This is a genomic window from Rhodococcus sp. NPDC055112 (assembly GCF_053607505.1).
In genome coordinates this window covers 74267-96763 of the sequence record NZ_JBSGTR010000011.1, presented here as the reverse complement: position 1 = coordinate 96763, position 22497 = coordinate 74267, and the positions used below count along the sequence as shown (strand labels likewise).

Sequence of the window (22497 nt, the reverse complement as noted above, 5' to 3'; positions counted from 1 at the left end):
CGGTTCCGGCGCTGGTCCTGGCATCATGAGGTCATGCTCCGCGAGATCGGCCGACTGGTGACTCGTCCGGCCACCTACTCCCGTGGTCTGCACCTGTGCCTGCCGCTGGCGTTCGCCGCGGTGTGGATCTTCATCGACGACGACCACCCCTATGTGCTTGCCCTGCTCGTCGTCCCGGTGGGATTGGTGCCGGCGATGCGGCTCGCGGAGGGAATCCAGGCGCGCCTGTTCCTCACACCCGGCGAGGGAGCTCAGGGTGAGGAATCGTCCATCAGCGCTGCGCCGTCGGTGCGGTGGTCGGACCGCTGGCGCACCGTGCTCTGGCTCGAGGCTCGGCTGGCTCTCAGCGCGGTGTTGCTCGCCGTGTGCGTGCCGATGATCCTGCTGTGCGCGGACCTGATCGGCGCGGCCCTCGGAGCTACGCCGAGCGCGGACGCCCTCGTGCAGATCACACGGCCGCACTGGTTGTTCGCGCTGCTGGTCCCCCTGCCGATCGCGGTGATCCTGGCGGTGGTCGTCGGGCTCGGGGAACTGGCCACGGCACTGGCGCGCCGGCTGCTCGGGCCTTCGGCCGCGGAGCGGGTGAGGGCGTTGGAGGCGCGCACCGATCTTCTGCTCGAGCACAATCGGCTGGCCCGGGAGCTGCACGATTCGATCGGGCATGCCCTCACCGTCGCGGTGCTCCAGGCCGGGGCCGCCCGTGCGGCCGACGATCCACAGTTCACCTCGCGCGCGCTGCGCGCCATCGAGGAGACCGGCCGGGCCGCGCTCGACGACCTCGACCGGGTCCTCCTCGTCCTGCGCGACAGCACGGGGCCAGGTCAACGCCCCACCCTCGCCGATGCCAATGGACTTGTGGAGTCGGCGCAATCGGCCGGTGCCGATATCGAAGCATCGGTCACCGGCCCGCTCGATCGCGTGCCGGGGCCGCAGTCCCGCGAGGGCTACCGCATCCTCCAGGAGTCGCTGACAAATGTGTTGCGGCATGCGGGCCCCGGACCGGTCCTGGTCCAGGTGCGCGTGGATACCGAGCGGCTCGAGCTCGACGTCACCAATGCACTGCCCCTCGACACCCCGCCCGCCGGCAGCGGAAGCGGGTTGCGTGGGATCCACGAACGCGCGGAGCTCCTCGGCGGTCACGCGCACACCGGCCCCGTCGACGGCGTCTGGCAGACACGCGTCGAACTCCCGCTCGACGGAACGAGGTGATCTCGGTGCCGATCACCGTGCTGCTGGTCGACGACGAACCGCTCGCCCGCGCGGGCCTGCGAGCGATCCTCGACGCGCAGCCGGATATCGAGGTCGTCGGTGAAGCCGGGGACGGGGCCGCCGCGATTCCGCTGCTCCGGCGGTTGCAGCCGGCGGTGATCGCGATGGATGTGCGGATGCCGTTGATGGACGGGATCGACACGACGCGCGCGATCCTGCGGACAGTTCCGGCGCCACCGAAGATCCTGATCGTGACGACCTTCGAGAACGACGAATACGTGTACCGGGCGTTGCGGGCGGGCGCAGATGGATTCTTGCTCAAGCGTGCCCGCCCCGCCGAGATCGCCAATGCGGTGCGCACCGTCGCCGAAGGAGACTCCCTGCTGTACCCCGCCACCGTCCGGGCACTGGCCGCCGGCCACGGCAACAGTCCCGCCCGTGACCAACTCGATCGCGCAGCACTCACCGAGCGCGAGTTGACCGTGCTGCGATTGATGACACGCGGCCTGTCGAATGCCGAGATCGCGGCGCAGATGTTCGTCGGCGCCGAAACCGTCAAATCACACGTCAGCGCGGTACTGGCCAAGCTCGAAGTACGCGACCGGACCCAAGCCGTCATCCTGGCCTACGAATCGGGTTTCGTCACCACGTGATCTCGGCTGGATCAGCAGGTTCGACACGGGGCCCACCGCGTTCGAGGGGTGTCGCGCAACGGGATTCTCGATGCAGCCGACGTGGCCGAATCAGCCACCGACTGGACGAGCGAATTATATGGTTCTCCACGGCGTCGCTCGGCGTCGATACCGCATTGGCACAGGGGGATCATCGTGAAGCGTTCCATCATCGTTGCGTTGGCCAGCGCAACCATCGCCCTCGGCACCGTGGCTTCGGCATCGGCCGCGCCCATCGAAGATCCGGCCCTCCCTGTCCCCTGGGCCGGCAGCAGTTCCGGCAGCGCCGACTTCTTCTACCCGCACGACGGCCAAAACTCCGGATCCACCGACCTCGCGAACACTGTGGGCCTGGCTCCGTTTGACCTGCTGTGCAGGCTGCTCACCGGCGAGCCGCTACTGGCCTGCATCCCACACGATTTGTGACCCCATGGGTGGGTCGAAGCTGACGACACACCTCGTGTTCTCGGCCACCACCAATTCGGTTGTGTCACACACAAACACGACATGATCACGCGGTAACGTCCCCTCGTCCGGCCTGCTGTCCAACTCCCTCGTCGATCAGGGATTCCGGTTGGAGTACCAGCATGGCGGGGAGCAGTTGGTCCCACGTGGTGGCCGGAAGCTCGTGGCCGATGCCGGTCAGGGAAAGCAGGTTGGCGCCGGGGATCTCTCGAGCCATGGCCTGTCCGTTGCCGTACGGAAAGAACGGGTCATCGGTGCCGTGGACGACGAGGGTCGGCACGGCGATGTCGCCCAGACGCTCCCGCCAGCGGTCGCCCGCCTCGACAAACGCCAGGTTGCGCATGCCGGAGGCCATGTTGGTGGTGCGGTCGACCATTCGGGTCGCCTGCCGCCGCGACTCCTGTTCGTCGAATCCGTGTGCGCCCGCGCGTATCCGGGACAGTTCGACGCCGTAGTCGATCACCGCCGCCCGGTCGGACCAGTCCGGGTCGCGCGCCTCGGCAAAGAACTCCATGACCCGGTCCGAGTGTTCGGGCAGATCCGAGTCCGCCGGGCCCGGGGACGTCGGACGGGTGTTGATCAAGGTCAGCGCCGACACACGGTCGGGGTGGTCGAGCGCGGCAAGCTGACAGATCCATCCGGCCACGGAGAAGCCCGCCAGGTGGGCTCGCGGAAGTTCGAAGACATCCATCAGTCCGATGATGTCCGAGGCCAAGTCACGGAGGCTGTAGCCGGGAGAGCCCGTCGCATAGGCAGTCGACCGGCCCGTGTCGCGGATGTCATACCGCAGGACGAACCGGCCGGCGACGGCAAGCCGGTCGCAGAACCGGTCTTCCCAGAACAGTCTCGACGTGCACGGCAGCAGCACCGGCGGCTGTCGCCGATCCCCGAATGTGGTCACACACAGGTCGACGTCACCGACGGCGACCAGGTGCTCGGGCGATCGTTCAACATGAAGCGGCATGTCGACTCCTCTGCGGTTTCATCTCTCGCAAGAAGAGACCAGTTCCGCGGCCGTAACTCATCGGTCCCGGGGTCTCTTCATGACCAGCGACGCCACCTCAAGTCATGATCACGAAGTCCTGCTGGAGTACTACCCGAGCGGGGTCACCGCAATGCCCAGGCTGCGCAGCGCGCTCGCCGCGGCGCCGGCCCCACACATGCCGTGCACGCCGGCGCCCGGTGGGGTGGAGGCCGAGCACAGGTACATCCCGTCGACGCCGGTCGCGTACGGGTCGGCGGCGAACAGGGGGCGCCCGATCATCTGCAGCGGCGTGTTGGCACCTCCCCCGATGTCGCCGCCGACATAGTTCGGGTTATAGCTCTCGTACCCGGTCGCACTCGTGGAGTGTGCGGCGACGATCAGGCTGCGGAAACCGGGTGCGTAGGACTCGATCTGGTCGAGCACGACCTCGGTGGCGTCCCCCTCGTACCCGGCAGGAACGTGCGCATAGGCCCAGATCGGATGCACTCCGTCGACCGATCTGGTCGGATCGGCCAGGTACTGCTGTCCGACGAGCACGAACGGCCGCTCCGGCATCCGACCGGCCACCACCTCGGCCTCGGCGGCCGCCACCTCGCCGGCGTCGCCGCCCAGGTGCACGGTGCCTGCCCTGCGTGCGGACTCGTTGGTCCACGGGATCCCTTGCCGCACGGCAATATCGACCTTGAAGGCGGCCGGACCGAAAGCGAACGAGCGGTACCGGCGCGCGCGTCGCCCGCCGAGCCGGTCCCCGAGGATCTCGGCGACCGCGTGCGGGGTCGTGTCGAACAGGGTCACGTCGGCCCTGGGCAGATCCGCGAGCGAGGTGACGCGTGCGTTGCACTCGATCGTCCCGCCACGCTCGGCCAACACGGACGCGAGCGCCGACGTGATCGCCTGCGACCCGCCCTCGGCCACCGGCCACCCGTGCCGATGACCGGCGGCCACCAACATCACGCCGACGGAGGCCGACAGCGGCCGGTTCAGCGGCTGGAACAGGTGCGCCGCGCACCCCATGAGCAGCGCCCGCGCCTGGGGCGTGCGGAACGCCTTCACCAGCACGGTGGCGGGGAGCCCTGCTCGCAGGCCGAACCTCGCCAGCGCCACCGGATGTGAGGGCATCCGCAACAACGGACCGAGCACGTCGGGGGCGAGGTCGTCGAAACGCGTCGCGATCGGTCCGAACACCCGTCGCCAGGCGTTCCTGTCGACCCCCATCCCGGCCGCGGTGCGGTCCACGTCGCCCACCAGCACGCCGGCCGAACCGTCTTCGAGCGGATGCACGAGGTCCACCTCGGGCCACCGCCACCGCAATCCGTGCTCGACGAGCGGAAGGGACGCCAGATACGGCGAGGCGACGCCGAAGGGGTGCACCGCCGAACAGACGTCGTGCAGCAGGCCGGGCACCGTCAGCTCGCTCGTACGGGCCCCACCGCCCGGCGTGTCGGCAGCTTCCAGCACCTGCACCTTCAGCCCGTGACCGGCCAGCCGGACCGCGGCCGCCAACCCATTGGGCCCGGATCCGACCACGACAGCGGTCCTCGAACGCGTCATGTCAGCGATCTCGACCACCCCCGGCGACCCGCACCGGCATGTCTGCGGCCCAGGGTTGGCGGTTGACCATGTCCGCGACCCGCACGGTGCCCCGCTCGAATTCCCCTGTGGCGGCGTCCAACAGGCGGTACGCCTGGGTCTGCCGGTGGATCGGCTGGGCATCCAAGACGAGCACTCGCAGGTCACCCGGTTCGAAGTGGCATCGGTCCTGCAGCGCCGCGACCAGTTGCTCGGAATGCAGGTGGCCGTCTCCGAAGTTCCAACCGAGCAGGACTCCTGCCGCTGTCTCCCCGTCGAGTTCCACGTAGTTCACCCCGGGCCGATCCCCGATGAGTCGGGGCAGCAGGGCAGCGTGTGCCCGACCGTGGGTGTGGATCGCGCGAAACGCGAAGCCGGTGAGCCGGGTGACCCGGGCCTGGTCCTCGCCGCCGTAGATCTTCTCCAACTGACGGTGCGGCAGCATCGCCGCGCGGATCGTGTTGTCGGTCAACTTCTGCTCGCCGGCGGGCGAGAGGCACCAGACCGACGTGTCCCAGTTTCCTGCGTAGTAGCGCATGCCGAACAGGAAGGAGATCCGCCGCGGGAAGAGATTGCCCAGGATCACGAGAAGGAAGCTCACGGCGGGGATCAGCAGGACGACGGGATGAGCAAGGTCGCTCACGCCCAGGTCGGCATGGCTCACGAACAGCACCAGTACGGCGAAGATCATGAATACGTTCCACTCCAGCGGCGTCCCCATCGGGATCGTCACGATGATGTGCAGGTGGAACAGGATCATCACGATGGCGGCGACGGTCGTGACGGTGCCGCCGCCCGAGCAGATCAGCACCAGCGGAACGAAGAACTCGATCACGGTGCCGCCGTGGGCAAGTAGCTTCGAGAGCGCGGACGGACGCAGGTCCTCGGGATACGAACGGGTGAACAGGTGCTTGACGCGCTTGGTGCGCCACAACGGGCTGTTCGCCTCCATGGCCTGCACGACCGACGGGAAGTGCACGTTGACCTTCGAGACCGCCGCTCCCCACCAGATGCACAGCAGCACGAACTTGGCGACGACCATGGAGTCGGGGAACGGGAGCAGGAAGGTCACGGCGATCGCTCCGTAGACCTCCGCGCGGGCGGCCAGGAAGATCGTTTGGTCACGCAGTCCGACGAGACCGAGCACCACCAGCACGACCGCCACCTTCTGCCAGGGCAGTTGTTCGGTGTCGGGCGCGGTCGCGGAGAGCAGGGCCACCACCAACGAGACGAGCAGGGCGACGTACAGCACGACGTCGACGATGCCGCGCCGACTACCGGAGGTGAGCGGAACCCGCCCCGAGCACGGAGGCAACCGGATGGTTCCGGGTCGCAACCAGTAGAGGAAGGAGCCCAGTGGCGGCAGGAAGCGCAGGTTCAACGGTCCGAAACCGCAACCCAGCCCGGTGACTTCGAAAAGGATGCACCACAGCACGACCTTCTGCCAGACCACCGGCAGCGCCCACCACTGCCCCACGTCGAGGAGTCCGTCCACTCCTGGTGTGCTCATCGCGAACAGCGCGCCGCCGAGGACGAACAGGGCGATCTTGACGAGATAGCCCACGTACACCACGTCGGGCGTCCCGAAGCCCTGGGAGAGGAAATTCTCGGACAGGATGCGCATCTGGACGGGCCGGTCGCCGCGGCGCAACTCGTCCGCGTCGACGTCCGGTTCCACCGGTTGCAGGAATCCCATGCGTCCTCCGAACCATTGACCGAACCGGCGCGTGCCGGTCCGGTTGGCGACCGGGCCTATGGGTGGCCGGTCCTGACCGCCGAAGATAGGCTTTGTAGACACTTCTCCACAAGTGCCTACCAGAACATTTTCATCGCCCTGACCACCCGGCCCCGCCGGTCTAAGATGCGATTGCGTCCTGGGACGTGTCCTACGATCGGGCGGAGATGACCCCCCACTCCAACACCGTGCGCGACCGCATCCTCGACGCCGCCGAGGCGTGCCTGGCACGCGACGGGATCCGCCGCACCACCGTGCGCGCCGTGGCCAAGGAGTCGGGCGTCAGCCGCGCCTACCTGTACCGGTTCTTCCCCGACAAGCCGGCGCTGTTGTCCGCGGCGCTGATCCGCCGGGGCGCGGACTTCTGGGCGGACGCCGCCCATCGGATCGAGCGTCAGGACAGCGTGGCGGCCATGCTGACCGAGGCCGTCGTGTTGTCCCGACAGGAACCGCTCGGGCCCTTGGCGATTGACCTGTCCATCCGGGAACCACACGAGTACGCCGAGATCATGGGGACCTACGCACAGGACGTGGTCGCGCAACTCTCCGACTTCTGGGTGGACCGGATGCGCGACGCCAGGGAGCGGGGACTGATCCGCGAGGATCTGGACCTGACCGGGGCGGCGGAGTGGCTGATCCGGATGCTCGTCTCCCTGGTGGGCACCCCCGGTTCGGCCGTCGACGTGGACGACCGCGCGGCGCTGTTGAGCTACCTGCAGACCTACCTGGATCCCGTGTTCGCTCCCCCGACCTGACGGCCGAATCCGGCTGTGCCCGTCGCCGAACAGTCGGAGGCGTCTTCGCACGCGGGTCAGGCGCAGGCACCGCTGACCGTTGCTGCAGCGCAGGCCACCTTGCAAAATGAAGGCGTGCAGCAACGCTTCGGTGAGGTGACGACGACCGACGGCAACAGCCTGGCGTACGCCTCGATCGGCGCCGGCCGGCCGCTGGTATACGTCTCCGGCTGGCTCAGTCATCTGCAGCTGAGCTGGGAGCTGCCAGAGGAACGGGCGTTCTACGAAAGTCTGGCGCAGGGCTGTCGGCTGGTGCGTTACGACCGCGCAGGGTGTGGGCTGTCGGCGCCATCGACACGGTCGCCGTCGATGGCATACGAGCTCGATCAACTTGCCGCGGTCGCCGCGAACCTCGGTCCGGAGCCCTTCGACCTGATCGGCACCTCGATGGGCGCATTGGTCGCGGTGGCATGGGCGGCGGCGCACCCGGACACCGTCCGTCGGATGGTGCTCTACGGCGGCTGGGTGTCCGGCGCGAATATTTCCCCGCCCAGCGCGCGCGAGCACGTCCTCGGGCTGGTCGAGTCGCATTGGGGACTCGGCTCGGACGTGCTCACCGAGATCTTCGCTCCCGACGTCGGTGCCTCGGCGCGCGAGAAGTTCGGTCGCTACCAGCGGGCCTGCTCGACCGCCGCGACGGCCCGGGCGCTTCTGGCGATGAGCTACCAGCTCGATGTCAGCGACCTACTCGCTCAGGTGCGCACCCCGACGTTGGTGGTGCACCGAGCCCACGACCGGGCCGCTCCCGTCGAGCAGGCCGCAGCACTCGCCGACGGCATCGCCGGTGCGCAGCTCACGGTGCTGCCCGGCCGCTCCCATCTGCCGTACGCGGGTGACGCCGACGCGGTTGTGGCGACGGTTCGCCGCTTCCTCGGCCTGCGGGTCTCGCGGCGGGGCGCCCGAACGTTGACCGCCCGGCAGAGCGAGGTCGCGGCGCTGATCAGCGACGGGTGCACGAACCGCGAGCTCGCCGCGCGGCTTGGCATCGATGAACGGTCCGCCGAGGGTCATGTCGAACGGATCCGCCTACGCCTCGGGTTCCACTCGCGAGCCCAGATTGCTGCGTGGTACGCCGCCCGGCGCAACCGGCCGGATTCGGCGGAGTGAGGTAGTTCCACGCCTGACAGACCTGACGGTGTCGCGCATCGTTGTGAGATCAACAGCAACGAGACACCGCAGGAGCAGACATGATCGACAGGACCACCACCACCCCGTCAGCGACCGGCTTCGAGGCGCACGGCGGCCGGGGCCGGTTCAATGCCGCATTCTTCAAGGTCATGGGCCCGTATTTGGAGTGGAACCTCCGCCCACGCAAACGAAGCGTGTTCGCCGGGCTTCCGCGCGAGGTCGTCGAGATCGGGCCCGGTGTCGGCGCCAACCTCCGCTACCTCCCGGCCGGCGGCGCCCTCGTCGCCATCGAACCGAACCGGTACATGCACGGCCGGCTGCACGCCGCGGCGCGCCGCCACAGCGTGAAGCTCGACCTGCGCGAGCGCACGGCCGAGCAGACGGGACTCCCCGACCACAGTGTCGACACCGTGATCTCCTCGCTCGTGCTCTGCTCGGTTCAGGATCCAGTGGCCGTGCTGACCGAAATCCGGCGCATCCTGCGCCCCGGCGGCACCTTCCGCTTCGTCGAACATGTCGTGGCCAGGAGCGGCACACCGACCCGTGCCGCGCAACGGTTCCTTCGTCGTCCGTGGGCCTGGACCTTCGAGGGCTGCTCGTGCGAACGAGACCTGGAGCATTCCGTGCGTGCCGCCGGATTCGAGGGCGTCACCGTGGACCGCTACCGGGTTCACACCCCGTTCCTTCCGTTCAACACTCACATCGCCGGCACCGCGAAGGCGTGACGCCGGCGTGGGATCATTTTGATGTGAGTGCTGGGGCTACTGCCGCGGCCTGGGCCGAGCAGCAGATCGCTTCTGTGCGCGACGATCCGGCAGGCCGGATCGCGCTCATGCAGCGCTGCTACTACGGCCCCTACGGCAAGGCCCCGCGGCATCTCCCGTTCCGACGGGCCGCGATGTCGTTCATGCGATGGCAACTCCGACGAGGTTTGCTGCAACCGCTGTCCAGCGACGATCCCGGCAGTCCATGGTGGCGTGCGGTGAACGAGCGCATCCTTCGTGACGGGTGTGAGGCGGTGGCCCTGAGCGGGGACTTCACCGGGCCGTCCTCCTCGCGGACGGTTGACTTCTGGATGTCCTTCGCCGATTACCCGACCGCTCGGGCCTGGTATCGGGCACACAACGGGAGCGTGGTCGCTGCCTACCTCGAGCACCGCGACCAGGCGGAGGCCGAGAACGAGGCTGAGCGCTTCTTCATGAACGTCGTGCTCTGCCGGGTGTTGTACAGCCACGCCCTCGTCGCGGCCCCCCGAATCTCGCTTGGATGGCTACGCCCTCTCGCCCCGTTCCTCGGCGACCCGAGACTGGGCATGACCGGGATCTTCCTACAGCTCTCTCGCGTGCTTCCGGACGAGTACCCACTCGGCGAGGGGGTGCGGTCCTACCTCGATGCCGAGCTCGGATTCGGCCGACTCCTGGACTACGGGGTGATCATCCCAAGGGTGCAGCAGCTCTATGAGTGGTCATCTCACGAGCTGGCAGCGCCGGGCCTGCTGGACTGTATCCGCGACGGAGCCCTCACCTACGCATGGCCATTCGAGGACCGCGATGTCTGGCAGCCCCCGAAGTCGTTCACCATCCAGATGGCGCAACGGGCGCTCCGGCCAGAGCGACGTGTCTGAGCGGCCGCAACACCTGGCGCCCACCCAAACCGGCCATCGACCGACTGATCTCATTGCCACCAATCCTGTTGTGGCCCTTATCGACCGCTGGCGACGCGCTCAGGCTAGCCAGTCATGGCACCGATGGCCCCCGTGAAGTAGGGCACCAGCCAGATCGTCCACACGACCAGGCTGAACTGGTGGAACTTCGCCTTCTCGGAGGGGCGATCGCGGAGCAGGACAACGACGGCCCACACCAGGTGAATGGCCATGAGCACGATCGCCAAGGCTCCGGTGACGATCATGATCTGGTCGAAGGTGGATGTTCCGGATTCCGGTGACTCGTCGGAGATTTGGCTCATCAGGAAGGTGCCGGTGGCATCGCAGACCAAGCCGAGCGCGAAGGCGCCGGCATGCCACCACTTCAGGGTCTTCTGGATGCGTTCCGACCACACGCCGATGGAGTAGAAGACCAGGGCAAACGTGATGACGATGATCGCGGTGGCCAGCATGCCTCGAGACTAACCGTGGCCTGTTGCCCATCCGCGACGCCTCGCCGCCATCGCTCGGTACGAGTACATCGGGGCCGTTCCGAGACTGAGACAGGGACCGCCAAGCGCGATTTCATGCCATGGCCTGCGTACCGATCCGTGGATCGACGGACGCTACCCTCGTCGCTGCCGGGTGATTGGCCCGGTTCCGCTCGTTATCTGGAGGTGGCGCTGTGAGTGCGTTGTCGAACCCGAACACGATCCCGCCCTACGCCACCCTGCCCGACCTGCCCCTCGACGAGGCCGACCGCGCCGAGCTCAGTCGGCAAATCTGGGATCAGCTGATCACCGGCCGAAGCGACGCCGACGATTTCATCGACATCTACGGCGACGACTACGATCTCACCGACGAGCAGCTCGGGGCGGCGTTCGACGCGCTCCGCACAGCCCGGCTGCGCCAGCAGACGGAGATCGGCGCGTACACCTCCCGCACGATCGCCGCGTTCGAGGAGCTCAACGCCAATGGCGTGGTCGCCCGTGCGGACTTCTCCTGCTGCGGCACCTGCGCGTCCGGCGAGATCTGGGGCGAGCGCGACGACAGCCGCCACTGGAAGGGCTACGCCTACTTCCACCAGCAGGACACCGACCGTCTCGTCGAGGACGGCGAGACCTACATCGGCTACGGCGCGTTCCCGTCCGAGGACTTCGACGAGGCCGCCTACGGCGCGCTCAGCGATGACGCGAAGGAAGCCCTCTACACGGCCGACGTGACGCGCCTGCTCGACGACGTGATGTTTCCCGTCCTCCGCAGGCACGGCATCGAGCCGGAATGGGACCGCGACCTGGGCACGCGGGTGCTGCTCAAGAACGCCGACTGGTACGACCCGATCCAGCCGTAGCGCGCTCCATCGGCAGTCCGGACGGAGGCGGCATCTCCCACGGCGAAGGTTGCGCCGACCCGCCGCCCGACGAACGCAGCGCCGCACCCCGACGCCTCGTTGTCGGTGCCCCTCCGGTGGCCCACCCCTTCGAGAGTCGGTGCCCGAGCGGCAAGAGCCACCACGTGAGCGCCACCACCAGAACCCCCGATATCAGCGCGACACTCGCCGGCTTGGGCCAGCTGCTGAGTATCGGGGACAGCGTGAAGGAGAGGACGAGACTGCAGGGAAAGACACAGCAGTAGGTGACCATCGCCTGACGCCACCTGACGGGCGCCCGTGGTCGGCTCACAGTGACGAGAATCCGTCGCGCCAACTCGACCAGCGCGGTCTCCAGCCGAATTCTCGAGCGCGTGCGTTCGACACCGGGCGCCCGCTGTGCGTTCCGACCAGCGCTTCCCGCTCGATCTGGCCGTCGACCGCTCGTGCGAACCGAGGAGCCCACTCGAGGGTCTCGGCCGGGTCGTCGTCGACGACATTCACTGGACCCACGGGCCAGTCGAGGGCGGCGACGGTGGCGGCGACCGCGTCGTCCACATGCAGGAACGAGGTGACCGCCAGTGCGGGGTGCCAGGTTCCAGCGCGAGCCGCCTCGGCATGTAGCCCCGTCCGCGAGTACCAGGTGTTCGGCCCGTAGAGGGTTCCGTAGCGAAGGATCGTGGCCGGTGCGGACTCGGACATCGCCTGCTCGAGAGCCATCACGCCTTCGACGGTGATGCTCCGCGGCGGTGCCGCCTCGACGTCCAGTGGTGTGTCCTCGGTGGCCGGCCCGACGCCGTCCGCGTAGGCCCACGCAATGCTCTGGGCGAGGACCCTGCGCACGCCTGCCGCCCGGATCGCGTTCGCCAGGTTCCTGCTGCCCTCCGTGCGCAGGCGCGCATTGGCTCCGCTGCTTCCCCCGGACAGATCCGTCAGCTGATGGATCACCACATCGGGCCCGGCGTCGGCGACGGCGGCAGTCAGCGCCGCCGGATCGAATACATCCACGACGACGCCGTCGGCCCCCAGCCGCCGCAAGCCGTCGATGCGGTCTTCCCTGCGGGTGGTCGCCACCACGGTGTGACCGGCGTCCCGGAGCGCGGGCACCAACGCCCGGCCGATGACGCCCGTTCCGCCTGCCAAGAAGATTCTCACTGCTCCAGACCATCCTTTCCGCTGTCGACAGACTTCACTCTATTTTCGAAGTGGTCCAGCAAGAAGGTCCAATACACGCCGCCTGATATGGGCCAATTGGCGCTCGCCGCCAATCGGCTGTTGTCCAGCCTGGCGACATCCTCCGGCGAGGGCGTCGGTCAGCGCGCGGCGCGGGCGCGGCGGGCACCGCGCCTGCGCTCCCGCTCGAGACTCCAGAGGTAATGGTCGAAGTCGACCTCCATCGTGTGCCGCGGCGAGTTGTAGAACCGCCGCTTGGCGCGATCGTGCTCGGCCGTCATCTGCGACCGGATCTCGGCGTCGGGCGGCGGTAGGTACCGGCCTGCGAGGGTCTCCGCGATCCACGCGCTCTGCGCCTCGGCGAGCGGCATCACCGCGCCGAGCGGCTGCAGGAGCCCGACGAAGTACAGGCCGGGGAGATCCGGGTGCACAGTTCGCTTCCACAGCGGCAGGTCGTTCTCGGGGGCAGCGACGAGCTCCGGGTCGAAGAACGGAAAGCTCACCCGGTAGCCGGTGGCCCACACGATCAGGTCGGCCCGGGACCGGGTCCCGTCCGCGAAAACAACTGTGTCGCCTTCGAACCGATCGATCTTCGGACGTGGGCTGATCGCTCCGGCCTGCAGCCGCGCGCGGATCTGCTCGGACTGCACCGGGTGCGCTTGACCGGGCCGATGCGTCGGCTGCGGGAGCCCGTAGCGGGTCAGGTCACCCGCCGTGAGGGCGGAGACGCGGAGCCCGGCCGAGATCACCCAGCCCGGCGTCCATCCCGGCATCGCCACTCGGTCGGCGGGCTTGCCGAGCAGCATCTTGCGCATCACCCAGTGGCTGCGCCGCACCGACATCGTGGTGCTGCGCGCGACCTTGGACGCCTCGACCGCGATGTCGAGGCCCGAGTTCCCCATGCCAACGACCACCACGTCGCGGCCGGCGAGCTGATCGGCGGTGCGGTAGTCGTGGGAGTGGATCTGCTCGCCGGTGAAGCTCCCAGGAACCGGGTCCGGCCAGCGGGCGTCCCAGTGGTGCCCGTTCGCCACCAGCACGGCGTCGTAGGTCTCCACGCGCTCGCCGGCCGGGCCGGTCGTACGCACCGACCACCTGCCGTCCGGGGTCCGCTCGACCTGCTCGACGGTGGTGCCGAAGGTGATGAGGTGGCGGAACCCGAAATGCTCTACGTAGGACTCGAAGTAGGCTCGGACCTGGTCGTGCCGCGCGTAGGGCGGATAGTCGGCGGGCATCGGGAAGTCCGAGAACGCCATCCGCGGGCAGGACGTGTTGATCTCCAGCGTCTCGTAGCAGGCGGACACCCCGTTCGGGTTGTCGTAGACCCAGTTGCCGCCGATCACGCTGCCCTGCTCGAAGCAGTCGAACGGGATTCCGGCGACGTGCAGCGCCTTGACCGCGGCGATGCCCGACGATCCCGCACCGATCACGCACACGCGGGGCAGGGACTCGACGGCAGGAGCCGGGGTGGTGGCGACCGGGGCGCTCCGCCGGGGTTTGACGAAATTGGGCATGGCGGCCATGTTCGCACGAGGCCAGCCACCGATATGGGGATTGCGAGACCCGCGCACCGCCGGGAACGAGAGGCACCCGCAGCCGACCGGGCGTGGCGTCGCGGCGCAGCACCGGGAGGTCCAGCCCGCCCCGGTCTGGGACGGGCTGGACCTCGTGGTGGCGGACTCGCTTGAGCGCTAGGGCGTTGAACGCTAAGACATCGAGGCGAAGCCGGCGCCTGCCCAGACCGCGAGCAGCCCGACTCCGCCAATTCCTGCGATGGTGCCGATCTGGCCGAGCTGTTCGTCTGAAGAACCCATGGATGTACTCCTTTGTCGATGGTCGGGTTGTCGTACCAGCGCGAAAGCGAAATGCGTTGCGCGACTGGACGGCGCCACATTCATACATGCCCTTTCCCCGGCTCGCATTCCTACACGTCGGAGCGGCACTGGGTAGGGTGGGCTTCGTGCCGTTACGACGACCTCTGCTGCCCGCCACCCGCCACACCCGGACGCTGCTCCTCGCCGCGATGATCGCGATGCCGATGGCGTCCGGATTCTCGGCATCGGCCCTCGCTTCGGCCCCCGCGGTCCCCGCGGCCCCCGCGGCTCCCGCGGCCCCGGAGCGGCAATCCGTCAGCGAGCGCTACGCGGCCACCGGCATCCACGCCGTCACATCGGTCGCGGTGCCCGGGTACCAGGTGTTCCACCCCGCCGACATCGCCACCAGCACCAACCGCTATCCGGTGGTCACCTTCGGCAACGGAAGCTACGCGACGTACGAGCAGTACGAGGCGTTGCTGCGTCACCTGGCCTCCTGGGGCTTCGTCGTCGTGGTCGCCGACAGCAGCGTCACCGGCGACGGCACCGAGATCCTGGCGGCAGCGCGCTACATCCTCGCGCAGAACGACAACCCCGAGAGCGTCTTTCACGATCGCATCGACGTCGCTCACGTCGCCGCCGTCGGACATTCGCAGGGCGCCGGGGGCTCGATCAATGCCAGCACCAACTCCGACGGACTCATCACCTCCACCGCCGTGCTCGACCTGCCCGACCCCTGGTGGGCCAGTCGACCCGTCGACGTGATCGACGTGGCCCGACTGACGGGACCGGTGTTCTACCTGACCGGGTCCGACGATCCGGTCTCGACGGCCATACCGCAGGCCGCCTATCACGCCGTGAGCCCGGTGCCCGCGGCCCGCGGCCGCCTGCTGGGCGTGGGGCACAACTGGCCCACCGACGGAGGCGGATTCCGCGGCTACCTCACCGCGTGGCTGCGCTTCACCCTCACCGGCGACACCGACGCCGCGCGCGCCTTCGTCGGTCCGGCACCGGAGCTGTTGGCCGACCCGCGGTGGGACGGGACTGCGGTCGAGGGTTGGTGAATCGACAGCCTCATGAGTTCCGAATCAGCGGCTGCACGTGAAGTGATCGCCAGCTTCGCGCAGTGGAGCGCGGATGGGCGTTTCTCCGCACTGCGACACTTGGTGCCTGAGGATGGCGACGGACCCCTGCTGGCCTCATTTCTGCTCGCGGTTGCGGCCGATGTGTCAGAAGACGACTTGGTGAGGATCGCGGCGGTGAGTGTCTTCGAGATCCTTCGGATCGATGACGATTCCCTTGCCGAGAGATGCCGCGGAGCGCTGATCCACCTGGCCCGGACGGACGACGATTGGGATGTCCGCAACGCTGCCGGTTGCGCGGTGTTCGACCTTCCTGGTGCCGAGCATGAACTCGAGGTGATGCGCTCCGTCATCGCAGCGGAGCAGGAGGGCTTTGTGCGCGAGAATGTCGGAGCCGCACTGGACATGTTCCTACGGCGCCCGTGATTCCGCTTAGTTCTATCCGTTGGACACCCGAACGCACACCCACCGCCACACCAAGTTTCAGATCAGTTGCGCGGCACGTTCTGCCATCATCACGCAGCCAAGGTACGTGTTGCCCGCAGGCAGCACTGGCATCGCCGAGGCGTCCACGACCCGCAGGCCCTCGACCCCGCGCACGCGGCAGCGTGCGTCCAGGACGGCATCCGGGTCTCCGTCCGGACCCATCGCGCACGTACCGCCCAGGTGTGCATAGCTGATCACGCCGCCGTCGACCAGGCCGGCCGCGGCGCCCTCGACGCTCAGGTCGGTCATCGGCTGGACGCGGGTGGCACCGAGTTCCGCGAACGGCCCGGTCGACTCCAGTGCGGCAATGCGACCCAGGATCCAGTCGAGGCGTTCCAGATCGTGCGCTGTCAGTGTCGGCATCGCCACATCCGGTTCGACGTCAGGATCGACCGAGGAGATCCGTACCGTTCCCCGCCCGGTGACATCGAGCAGGTACGGGACGACCGAGAAGTACGCGCCGTCGGCGGTCGGTTCGCCGATCGGCAGGTTCAGAACGTGGAAGTCGATGGTGTCCGACTGCGGCGTGCTGCCCACCCACACCGGCTGGACCGGACCGCCGCGCAGCGGCCCGCCGCCCGCGTGGTGGTAGACCAGCGGGAAGCCGAGGTGGTCCTGCAGGTTCGCCCCGACCCCCGGTACGTCGGCGACGACGGGGATCCCGAGGCCGTCGAGCAGATCCCGCGGGCCGATGCCCGAGCGCTGCAGCAGCGCGGGTGAGCCGGTCGCGCCGGCGCTGACGATGATCTCGCCGGCGGACAGTTCCCGGCCGTCGGCGGTGCGGATGCCCCTTGCCCGTCCCTCCTCGACGAGGATCCGGTCCACGGTCACCCCGGTCTCGATGGTCAGGTTCGGTCGCGACCGGACTTCCCTGGTCAGGTACGCCTGGCTCACGGTCAGCCGCTCGCCGTCTTCGGACACCGTCAGCGGGAAGATCCCGACGCCCGGGAGTTGCCGGGGGTTGTTGACGTCGTCGACCCACTGCACGTCGAGTTCCCGCAGTCCTGCGAGGAACGCCCGCTGGGATTCGGTCTGCTGGTCCGGGGTGGAGCGGCGCACGACGAGTGGCCCAGCGGAGCCGTGCAGCTCCGAGGCGCCGCAGTCCAGATCGTTCTCCATGGCACGGAACGTCGCCAGGACGTCGGGCCAGCTCCACCCGTCGAGCCCCCGCGCGGCCCACGCGTCGTAGTCGGCCGGCTGACCACGCATCGTGGCGAGGTAGTTCACGGCCGAGGTGCCGCCCAGGACGCGCCCGCGCACCATCTGGACCGTGGCGTGCCCGGCCTGCATCGGGAACGCCCGAGCGAAAGGTGTTCCGGCCCAGACGTCTCCCGCCGAGGTGGGCCGTAGAACGGAGTCGTCGTACGTCGCATCGTCCGGGCCCTGCTCCAGTAGCAGGACGCGCCGCTCCGGGTCCTCCGACAGCCGTGCGGCCAATACCGCACCGCTGGTACCCCCGCCTACGACGATCACATCCGCGTCCATTGCCACCCCGTCTCGACTCGCTCCGCCATTGCTTCATATTGCTCGACTCGGTCACATTAACGGCGGCCTTGTGGTCGGCGGATGTGTTCGAGCATGAACCCTGCGCAACCTTGGCATCGACACCCCATCGCCCGGTCGTGCGACCGGGCGAAGCGCGGGAAGGGCGGCGCGGCCGGAACCACCTCGGCACTCGACGAACGAAACTGTTAGACAGAAAGATTGGATTAACGGACTGATCTCCCCACCACCGCGCACACGGCCCAGCAGAGGTCTTGTCGTCCAGCTGTGTGCGGACCGGGCTCCGGAATCGAATCACCGGAAGTAGGACGCGAAGTCGATGAAAGGAACCTGGCCGGTGGGGCTCGACCTCACGGCGTCGGCAACCGCCGACGGAATGGGAGCCCAGTAGGCAGGCATCGCGGCCGCCAGGGAGGGCTTCAATATGTAGAGCAGGGCGAAGTTCACTATCCAGAGCGGCGGCGCCATCGACATGCCGACCTCCGAACTCACACCCCCCTTGGTGTTGGTCACCAGTTGAGCCGCACCCGAAATCTGTTGCGATGCGAAGCCATACACCGCTTGCACCGTGTACGCCGACCGATAGAGCGCTATCAGGGATTGGGTCGCACCGTTGTTCCTCATCCAGGTGCCCACAAACCCGCCGGGAGCGATCAAGGAGTTCACCTGCCGCGTCGGCGCGTCCGCGTTGGCCGGACTCTCCAGCAGTCCGCTGGTGTTCACGTAGAGCCCGTAGCTGGCCAGAACCGACGGGGTGGGGTCGCCGTCGACGTTGGAATAGAGGGGGCGGCCGTTCGTATTGGTGAGGATGCGGGCACATGCATCGATCACCTCGGCAGCGTCGCGGCTGCCGCCGACTCCGCCGCCCGTGATGAGGTCGCGATACTGCTGGTCGGATAGGGCGTCAGCCCTGTTGAGCCCCACCTGGCCCGCGATCTCGTCCGCCGCTTGCTGACCGAGCGGCTGGTTGAGCTGACCCGGACTGGTCATCTGCGTCGGCGCCAGGCGCTCGTAGCCGGGTGCCCCGGCGAAGGGAATCGCGAAACCTGTGTCGGCAGCGTCTGCCGCTGGTTCGCCGCTGGCTGTCTGGGTAGCTGCCAGGGAGAGGAGGCACACTCCGATCAGCGCCAGTACCGAGGTGATCCTGCGGTGGGGGGTTGCTGCGCGCCGATGCCCCGGACCCGCGAAACCTATGCCGCGCATACGTCAACCTCCCAGAACACCATCGGGCGAGGCCACACAAGCTTGCGTCTCAGTCAAACGCCGTGACTGACGCCGTGTCAAGACCTGCCCGAAGCCCCCTGTTCCGAACGGGATCGCAGCAGCTGCATCCGGTGCTACGCCAGAAGTTCTTGACCTGGAAGGATTCCCAGGCCGCCGGTAGCCAGGGACCTGATGTCGTCGACGGATCGCAACGCATGTATCAACTCCGGCGGCGGACTCACGTGCAATGTCGGGAAGTCGCGTTCGCCCAATTCCGGCCGTACCGGCCACGCCAGCCGCTCGACGTCGAGGTCGAACTGTGCGTCGACACCCGCCTTGTTGCCTCGAGCGTCGAGTCGATGCCAACGCCCCTCCAGGCTGACGGCCACGAGCCCGTGCAGCATGTAGTACCCGTCATCGACGAGCCACTGGTAGCACAGCGCGGTCGGAATCCCACCGATCCGCAATAGAGCCGCGAGGAGATGAGACTTGGCGTAGCACAGCCCGACTCGGCTCTCGAGGACCTCGCCGGCCGTCACCGTCACGCGGGGATCGTCAGCGTCCCACGAATGCGCGACTTCGTCCCGGACGAACTCGAACGCCCTTCGGGCGTAGTCCGATCGGTCGACCGATTCGCCGAGCAGACGGTCGGCGATCGACCGCACACCCGGGTCGTCCGTCTGTACGACGTCATCACCGAACAGATAGTCGGCCACCGGCGCGAGGGCCTGCAACTCCGGAACCTTCGAGTCGGCCATCTTGATCTGTCTCCGCTCTACGCAGGTCTTGGGTCGGACAACCTCGGGCCGCCGAGATCAGAAGTGAGAGATGGCGATCAGGGGCTGTGGGGCTGAGGGTGCGGCCGGGCTCGTCATCCCTCGTTCCTCGCCACCTCGGCCAGTTGGTCGAAGGTCCGCACGAGGACCTCGCGTCGCCGCTCCTTGTGCCCCGGCACGGGCTCCAGCCCGTCGATCGCCCCGTCCCAGACAGCCAGGAACCGATCCTTCCAGCCGGCGATGGTCTCCGGGTCGGGCAGGCTGACCCCGACGTAGGGCTGCTGCGCGATCAGGTGGAGCAACTCCAGGTTGCACGGCACCGCGACGCCCCAGTATTCGTCAGGCTCGATCTCGACCGGGTCGCCGGACATCGCCTTGGTGACCTCGTCGACGAGCCGGCCGGTCAGGTCCGACAGATGATCGGCGGCGGTGTCGTCGTCGAAGTTGCCGCTGCCCCAGGTCCCCATGGTGTCCGCACCCTCCCCTGTCCGATTCTGTCGACAGTGAACCAGACGGCACCGACGTTCCTCACCGGTCGCCCTGCCGGCGTGCGGTGATCGCGCCGTGAGGCCTCGAGCCGCTCGCCGTTCGTGTATGTGTCTCGATCACCTCGAAGCCGGCCGCGACCAACTCCTGACTGAGTTCGGCCACCGGCCATCGATAGGCCGTGGTGACGGCATGGTCGAAAGCCCCAACGGCTGGTCCCTCGAAGAAGCCCACCAACAACCCACCCCCCGGCCGAATCACGCGCGCGAACTCGCCAAGCGGAGTCTGAATGTCCTGCGGCCTGTGGTGAATGAGCGAGTACCAGGAAAGGACACCACCCAACGATCCCGTCGCGGCGCCCAATTCCTCGAAGCTGCCGACTTCGAAGGAGAGGCTCGGATACTCCGTACGAGCTCGTTCGACGAACTCAGGAACCAGATCGATCCCGCTCACAGCTGGTCCGCACTCGGCCAGGAAGTCTGTCCACTGCCCCGGACCACACCCAGCGTCGAGCACGGGACCTGTCAGGGTGGCGGCCCAGCTGCTCACCAGGGTCCGATCGGACGGGTGTGTCGACGTCACCGAGCCCAAGAGATCCACGTACTCCTGGGATCTGGCCGAGTATGACTCCCGGACGGTCCCGGCCGGTTGCACACTCGTGTTCTCCATGCCGTCCATGATCGTCGATGGGGTGCCCCCGACCGCCGACAACTCGCCGTCGGAGATCTGATGTTCAGTCGTCCAGCGCTTCCTCGATGAGCGGTTCGAGAGCGCGATTGGCCTCGGGGGAAAGGCTTTCGGTCAGGGCACCGACGGCGTCGACGACCTCGTCGCGTTCCAGGGTGTAGAGGAATTGATGCTTGCGGTTGAGAGTGGCGATCGTGTCGAGGAACTCAGTGACCGCCGTGCTGACCGCTACGGCGTGCGCGGGCTCGTCGGTGCCTGCGGCGTCGCGGACCTGACGGAGCGCTGCGACGAACGCTGTGCGGGCCTTGTTCGAAACCGCGCGGGGGATGCCGTCCCGGCCGTCCCAGCGGCGGAGCGGGTTCTCGAGGTTCTCGGCCAGCCACTCGGGTTTGCGAGGTTTACGGACGGTGAGTTCGACCCGCGGCACCTTCCGGTACCGGGCGCGCACGCCGGTGGCGACGTCGGCGGGGATGCTGTCGAGGTCGAGGCCGGTCAGGGACGGGAGCTCGTCGGGGCCAGGGAAATCGGACGAGTCGTAGCCGAACAGGTCGCAGATCCACAGGGTCTTCAACTGCGGCAGCCTCTGCAGTCCGTCGAGTTCGTCGAGTAGGCCAGGGGCCCCGAACAAGTGCAGCCAAGAGACCCCAGGGAAATGCTCGGCGACGTCGCCGAGTTCGAGCTCCTCGATGGCGCTGATCCGAAGGCCGTGCGCGCGCTCCAGACCGCACACGGGCGGCACCGTGCCGCTGAGGTTCACCGCGATCCAGCGACCGTCCTGCTCGGCGACCACCTGCAGCATCGGCTCCGCCGCGGGCTCCTCCACACTCAGCTCGCCGATCAGTGCGTCCAGCGAGTCGAAGCTGTTGACCACACCTTCGCCGCGCAGGATCAGGTGATCGAGACTCGGTGGGAGCACGAGCCGTTGGAGCCCGGTGATGTCGATCGTGAGTTGGTCGAGGTGCGTGCGGGAGAAGTCCAGTTCCCGTTGTCCGTGGCCGGTGAGGGTCAGCTCCTTCACCAGAGGTGACGACTCCAGGAACGGCAGGAGGTCGTCGCGCCACGCGTGGAGCTCCACCTGGTAGAGCGTGGGCCAGGCGCGCAACGATTCCAGACGGAAGTCGTCACCGATCCGGTAGCCGGCGTCGTCGCTGAATCGGCGGGCATGGGCCAGGCGCGCCTCGAACTGTTCACCGCTGCTCGAGTACGTGAGACCCGGTGTCGTGGCTACTTCGTCGCCGTTCAGCGCGGCCGCGAACGCAGTCCTCGTCTCGGCGGGAATCGAGTCCCAGCGGTATTGCCGCTCGACGTCGCGGTCGAACTCCCACGAGAAGTAGGCGCGGGAGACGGTCTCGCCGGTCACAGGGAGTGAACCGATCCGGCGGTATGCGGCGGGAACCGTGAGGGGGACGTTCCTCAGCATCTCCTCCGGGGTCCAGAACATGTAGTCCCGCACCATCCGCGGCACGCCTGCCAGCGTGGTGACGTCCGGATCCTCGGTGCCCGTCCAGGCGAGGACCGCGGCCGTCGCGAGATCCCGGGACTCGTCGACCGCGACGACCTGGCACGCTCCGTAGCGGCCGATTCGTTCGAGGGGGAAGACCAAGACGTCGCCTGCTGCCGCAGCGGACGGTTCGGATTCGGACAAGGTGCACCTCCGTGCATCGGGGGCGGACCCCTTCTTCTCGTGCAGCGACCATTTCATCAGCCGCACACGAATTCG

General features: G+C 67.9%; 22 protein-coding genes. 10 read left to right on the top strand and 12 right to left on the bottom strand.

Annotation, left to right across the window (positions count from 1 at the left end; all coding sequences use genetic code 11):
- The first annotated feature begins 33 nt into the window (after positions 1 to 33).
- The 3 genes from ACWFRB_RS08510 to ACWFRB_RS08500 all read left to right on the top strand — a co-directional run bounded on the left by ACWFRB_RS08510 (position 34) and on the right by ACWFRB_RS08500 (position 2306).
- Positions 34 to 1209, top strand: a complete 1176-nt coding sequence (locus tag ACWFRB_RS08510) for a sensor histidine kinase (protein WP_452640250.1) — start codon at positions 34 to 36, stop codon at positions 1207 to 1209.
- Positions 1210 to 1214: 5 nt separating this feature from the next.
- Complete coding sequence (locus ACWFRB_RS08505; RefSeq protein WP_027502466.1) at positions 1215 to 1862, top strand: response regulator; 648 nt, start codon at positions 1215 to 1217, stop codon at positions 1860 to 1862.
- A 174-nt stretch (positions 1863 to 2036) separates the two neighbouring features.
- On the top strand, positions 2037 to 2306 hold the full coding sequence (locus ACWFRB_RS08500; RefSeq protein WP_452640247.1) for a hypothetical protein: 270 nt from the start codon (positions 2037 to 2039) through the stop codon (positions 2304 to 2306).
- An 85-nt stretch (positions 2307 to 2391) separates the two neighbouring features.
- Here the strand turns inward: ACWFRB_RS08500 and ACWFRB_RS08495 are convergent, their stop codons facing one another.
- From ACWFRB_RS08495 to ACWFRB_RS08485, 3 genes are all read right to left on the bottom strand, one after another.
- The gene (locus tag ACWFRB_RS08495) at positions 2392 to 3309 is read right to left on the bottom strand and encodes an alpha/beta fold hydrolase (protein ID WP_452640245.1); all 918 of its coding nucleotides are present in this window, start codon (positions 3307 to 3309) and stop codon (positions 2392 to 2394) included.
- Positions 3310 to 3438: 129 nt separating this feature from the next.
- Positions 3439 to 4881: a phytoene desaturase family protein gene (locus ACWFRB_RS08490; RefSeq protein WP_452640243.1), complete on the bottom strand. Its 1443-nt coding sequence runs from the start codon at positions 4879 to 4881 to the stop codon at positions 3439 to 3441.
- A gap of 1 nt (position 4882) precedes the next feature.
- Positions 4883 to 6595, bottom strand: coding sequence for a DUF3556 domain-containing protein (locus ACWFRB_RS08485; RefSeq protein WP_452640241.1), 1713 nt, complete (start codon positions 6593 to 6595; stop codon positions 4883 to 4885).
- Positions 6596 to 6801: 206 nt separating this feature from the next.
- Here ACWFRB_RS08485 and ACWFRB_RS08480 point away from each other — a divergent pair, with 206 nt between their 5' ends.
- The 4 genes from ACWFRB_RS08480 to ACWFRB_RS08465 all read left to right on the top strand — a co-directional run bounded on the left by ACWFRB_RS08480 (position 6802) and on the right by ACWFRB_RS08465 (position 10180).
- Complete coding sequence (locus ACWFRB_RS08480) at positions 6802 to 7389, top strand: TetR/AcrR family transcriptional regulator (protein WP_452640239.1); 588 nt, start codon at positions 6802 to 6804, stop codon at positions 7387 to 7389.
- Between the two features lie 114 nt (positions 7390 to 7503).
- Complete coding sequence (locus tag ACWFRB_RS08475; RefSeq protein ID WP_452640237.1) at positions 7504 to 8535, top strand: alpha/beta fold hydrolase; 1032 nt, start codon at positions 7504 to 7506, stop codon at positions 8533 to 8535.
- Positions 8536 to 8615: 80 nt separating this feature from the next.
- A complete protein-coding gene (locus ACWFRB_RS08470; RefSeq protein WP_452640235.1) occupies positions 8616 to 9281 on the top strand; it encodes a class I SAM-dependent methyltransferase in 666 nt (221 codons plus the stop codon).
- 23 nt (positions 9282 to 9304) lie between these two features.
- Positions 9305 to 10180, top strand: a complete 876-nt coding sequence (locus tag ACWFRB_RS08465) for a hypothetical protein (RefSeq protein WP_452640233.1) — start codon at positions 9305 to 9307, stop codon at positions 10178 to 10180.
- A 104-nt stretch (positions 10181 to 10284) separates the two neighbouring features.
- On the opposite strand, the gene ACWFRB_RS08460 is transcribed toward ACWFRB_RS08465, so the two are convergent.
- Complete coding sequence (locus ACWFRB_RS08460) at positions 10285 to 10671, bottom strand: HsmA family protein (RefSeq protein WP_452640232.1); 387 nt, start codon at positions 10669 to 10671, stop codon at positions 10285 to 10287.
- Between the two features lie 212 nt (positions 10672 to 10883).
- Here ACWFRB_RS08460 and ACWFRB_RS08455 point away from each other — a divergent pair, with 212 nt between their 5' ends.
- A complete protein-coding gene (locus ACWFRB_RS08455) occupies positions 10884 to 11549 on the top strand; it encodes a DUF6891 domain-containing protein (RefSeq protein WP_452640230.1) in 666 nt (221 codons plus the stop codon).
- A gap of 327 nt (positions 11550 to 11876) precedes the next feature.
- On the opposite strand, the gene ACWFRB_RS08450 is transcribed toward ACWFRB_RS08455, so the two are convergent.
- Positions 11877 to 12722, bottom strand: coding sequence for an NAD-dependent epimerase/dehydratase family protein (locus ACWFRB_RS08450; RefSeq protein WP_452640228.1), 846 nt, complete (start codon positions 12720 to 12722; stop codon positions 11877 to 11879).
- Positions 12723 to 12880: 158 nt separating this feature from the next.
- Entirely contained in the window at positions 12881 to 14254 is a 1374-nt protein-coding gene (locus tag ACWFRB_RS08445) for a flavin-containing monooxygenase (protein WP_452640226.1), read from the bottom strand.
- A gap of 446 nt (positions 14255 to 14700) precedes the next feature.
- Here ACWFRB_RS08445 and ACWFRB_RS08440 point away from each other — a divergent pair, with 446 nt between their 5' ends.
- Both ACWFRB_RS08440 and ACWFRB_RS08435 read left to right on the top strand, forming a co-directional pair.
- Positions 14701 to 15618 (top strand): poly(ethylene terephthalate) hydrolase family protein, encoded by a 918-nt coding sequence (locus ACWFRB_RS08440; RefSeq protein WP_452640225.1) that lies wholly within the window; start codon positions 14701 to 14703, stop codon positions 15616 to 15618.
- Between the two features lie 12 nt (positions 15619 to 15630).
- Positions 15631 to 16062, top strand: coding sequence for a hypothetical protein (locus ACWFRB_RS08435; RefSeq protein WP_452640223.1), 432 nt, complete (start codon positions 15631 to 15633; stop codon positions 16060 to 16062).
- 57 nt (positions 16063 to 16119) lie between these two features.
- On the opposite strand, the gene ACWFRB_RS08430 is transcribed toward ACWFRB_RS08435, so the two are convergent.
- The 6 genes from ACWFRB_RS08430 to ACWFRB_RS08405 form a co-directional block, all read right to left on the bottom strand.
- On the bottom strand, positions 16120 to 17607 hold the full coding sequence (locus ACWFRB_RS08430; protein ID WP_452640221.1) for a GMC family oxidoreductase: 1488 nt from the start codon (positions 17605 to 17607) through the stop codon (positions 16120 to 16122).
- Positions 17608 to 17919: 312 nt separating this feature from the next.
- On the bottom strand, positions 17920 to 18828 hold the full coding sequence (locus ACWFRB_RS08425; RefSeq protein ID WP_452640219.1) for a hypothetical protein: 909 nt from the start codon (positions 18826 to 18828) through the stop codon (positions 17920 to 17922).
- A gap of 134 nt (positions 18829 to 18962) precedes the next feature.
- Positions 18963 to 19586, bottom strand: a complete 624-nt coding sequence (locus ACWFRB_RS08420) for a transglutaminase-like domain-containing protein (protein ID WP_452640218.1) — start codon at positions 19584 to 19586, stop codon at positions 18963 to 18965.
- Positions 19587 to 19699: 113 nt separating this feature from the next.
- Positions 19700 to 20071, bottom strand: a complete 372-nt coding sequence (locus ACWFRB_RS08415; protein WP_452640217.1) for a DUF4259 domain-containing protein — start codon at positions 20069 to 20071, stop codon at positions 19700 to 19702.
- Between the two features lie 61 nt (positions 20072 to 20132).
- Positions 20133 to 20759, bottom strand: a complete 627-nt coding sequence (locus tag ACWFRB_RS08410) for a class I SAM-dependent methyltransferase (RefSeq protein ID WP_452640215.1) — start codon at positions 20757 to 20759, stop codon at positions 20133 to 20135.
- A gap of 64 nt (positions 20760 to 20823) precedes the next feature.
- Positions 20824 to 22422 carry a hypothetical protein gene (locus ACWFRB_RS08405; protein WP_452640214.1) on the bottom strand — a complete coding sequence of 533 codons (1599 nt, stop codon included), beginning with the start codon at positions 22420 to 22422 and terminating at the stop codon, positions 20824 to 20826.
- Positions 22423 to 22497 lie beyond the last annotated feature (75 nt).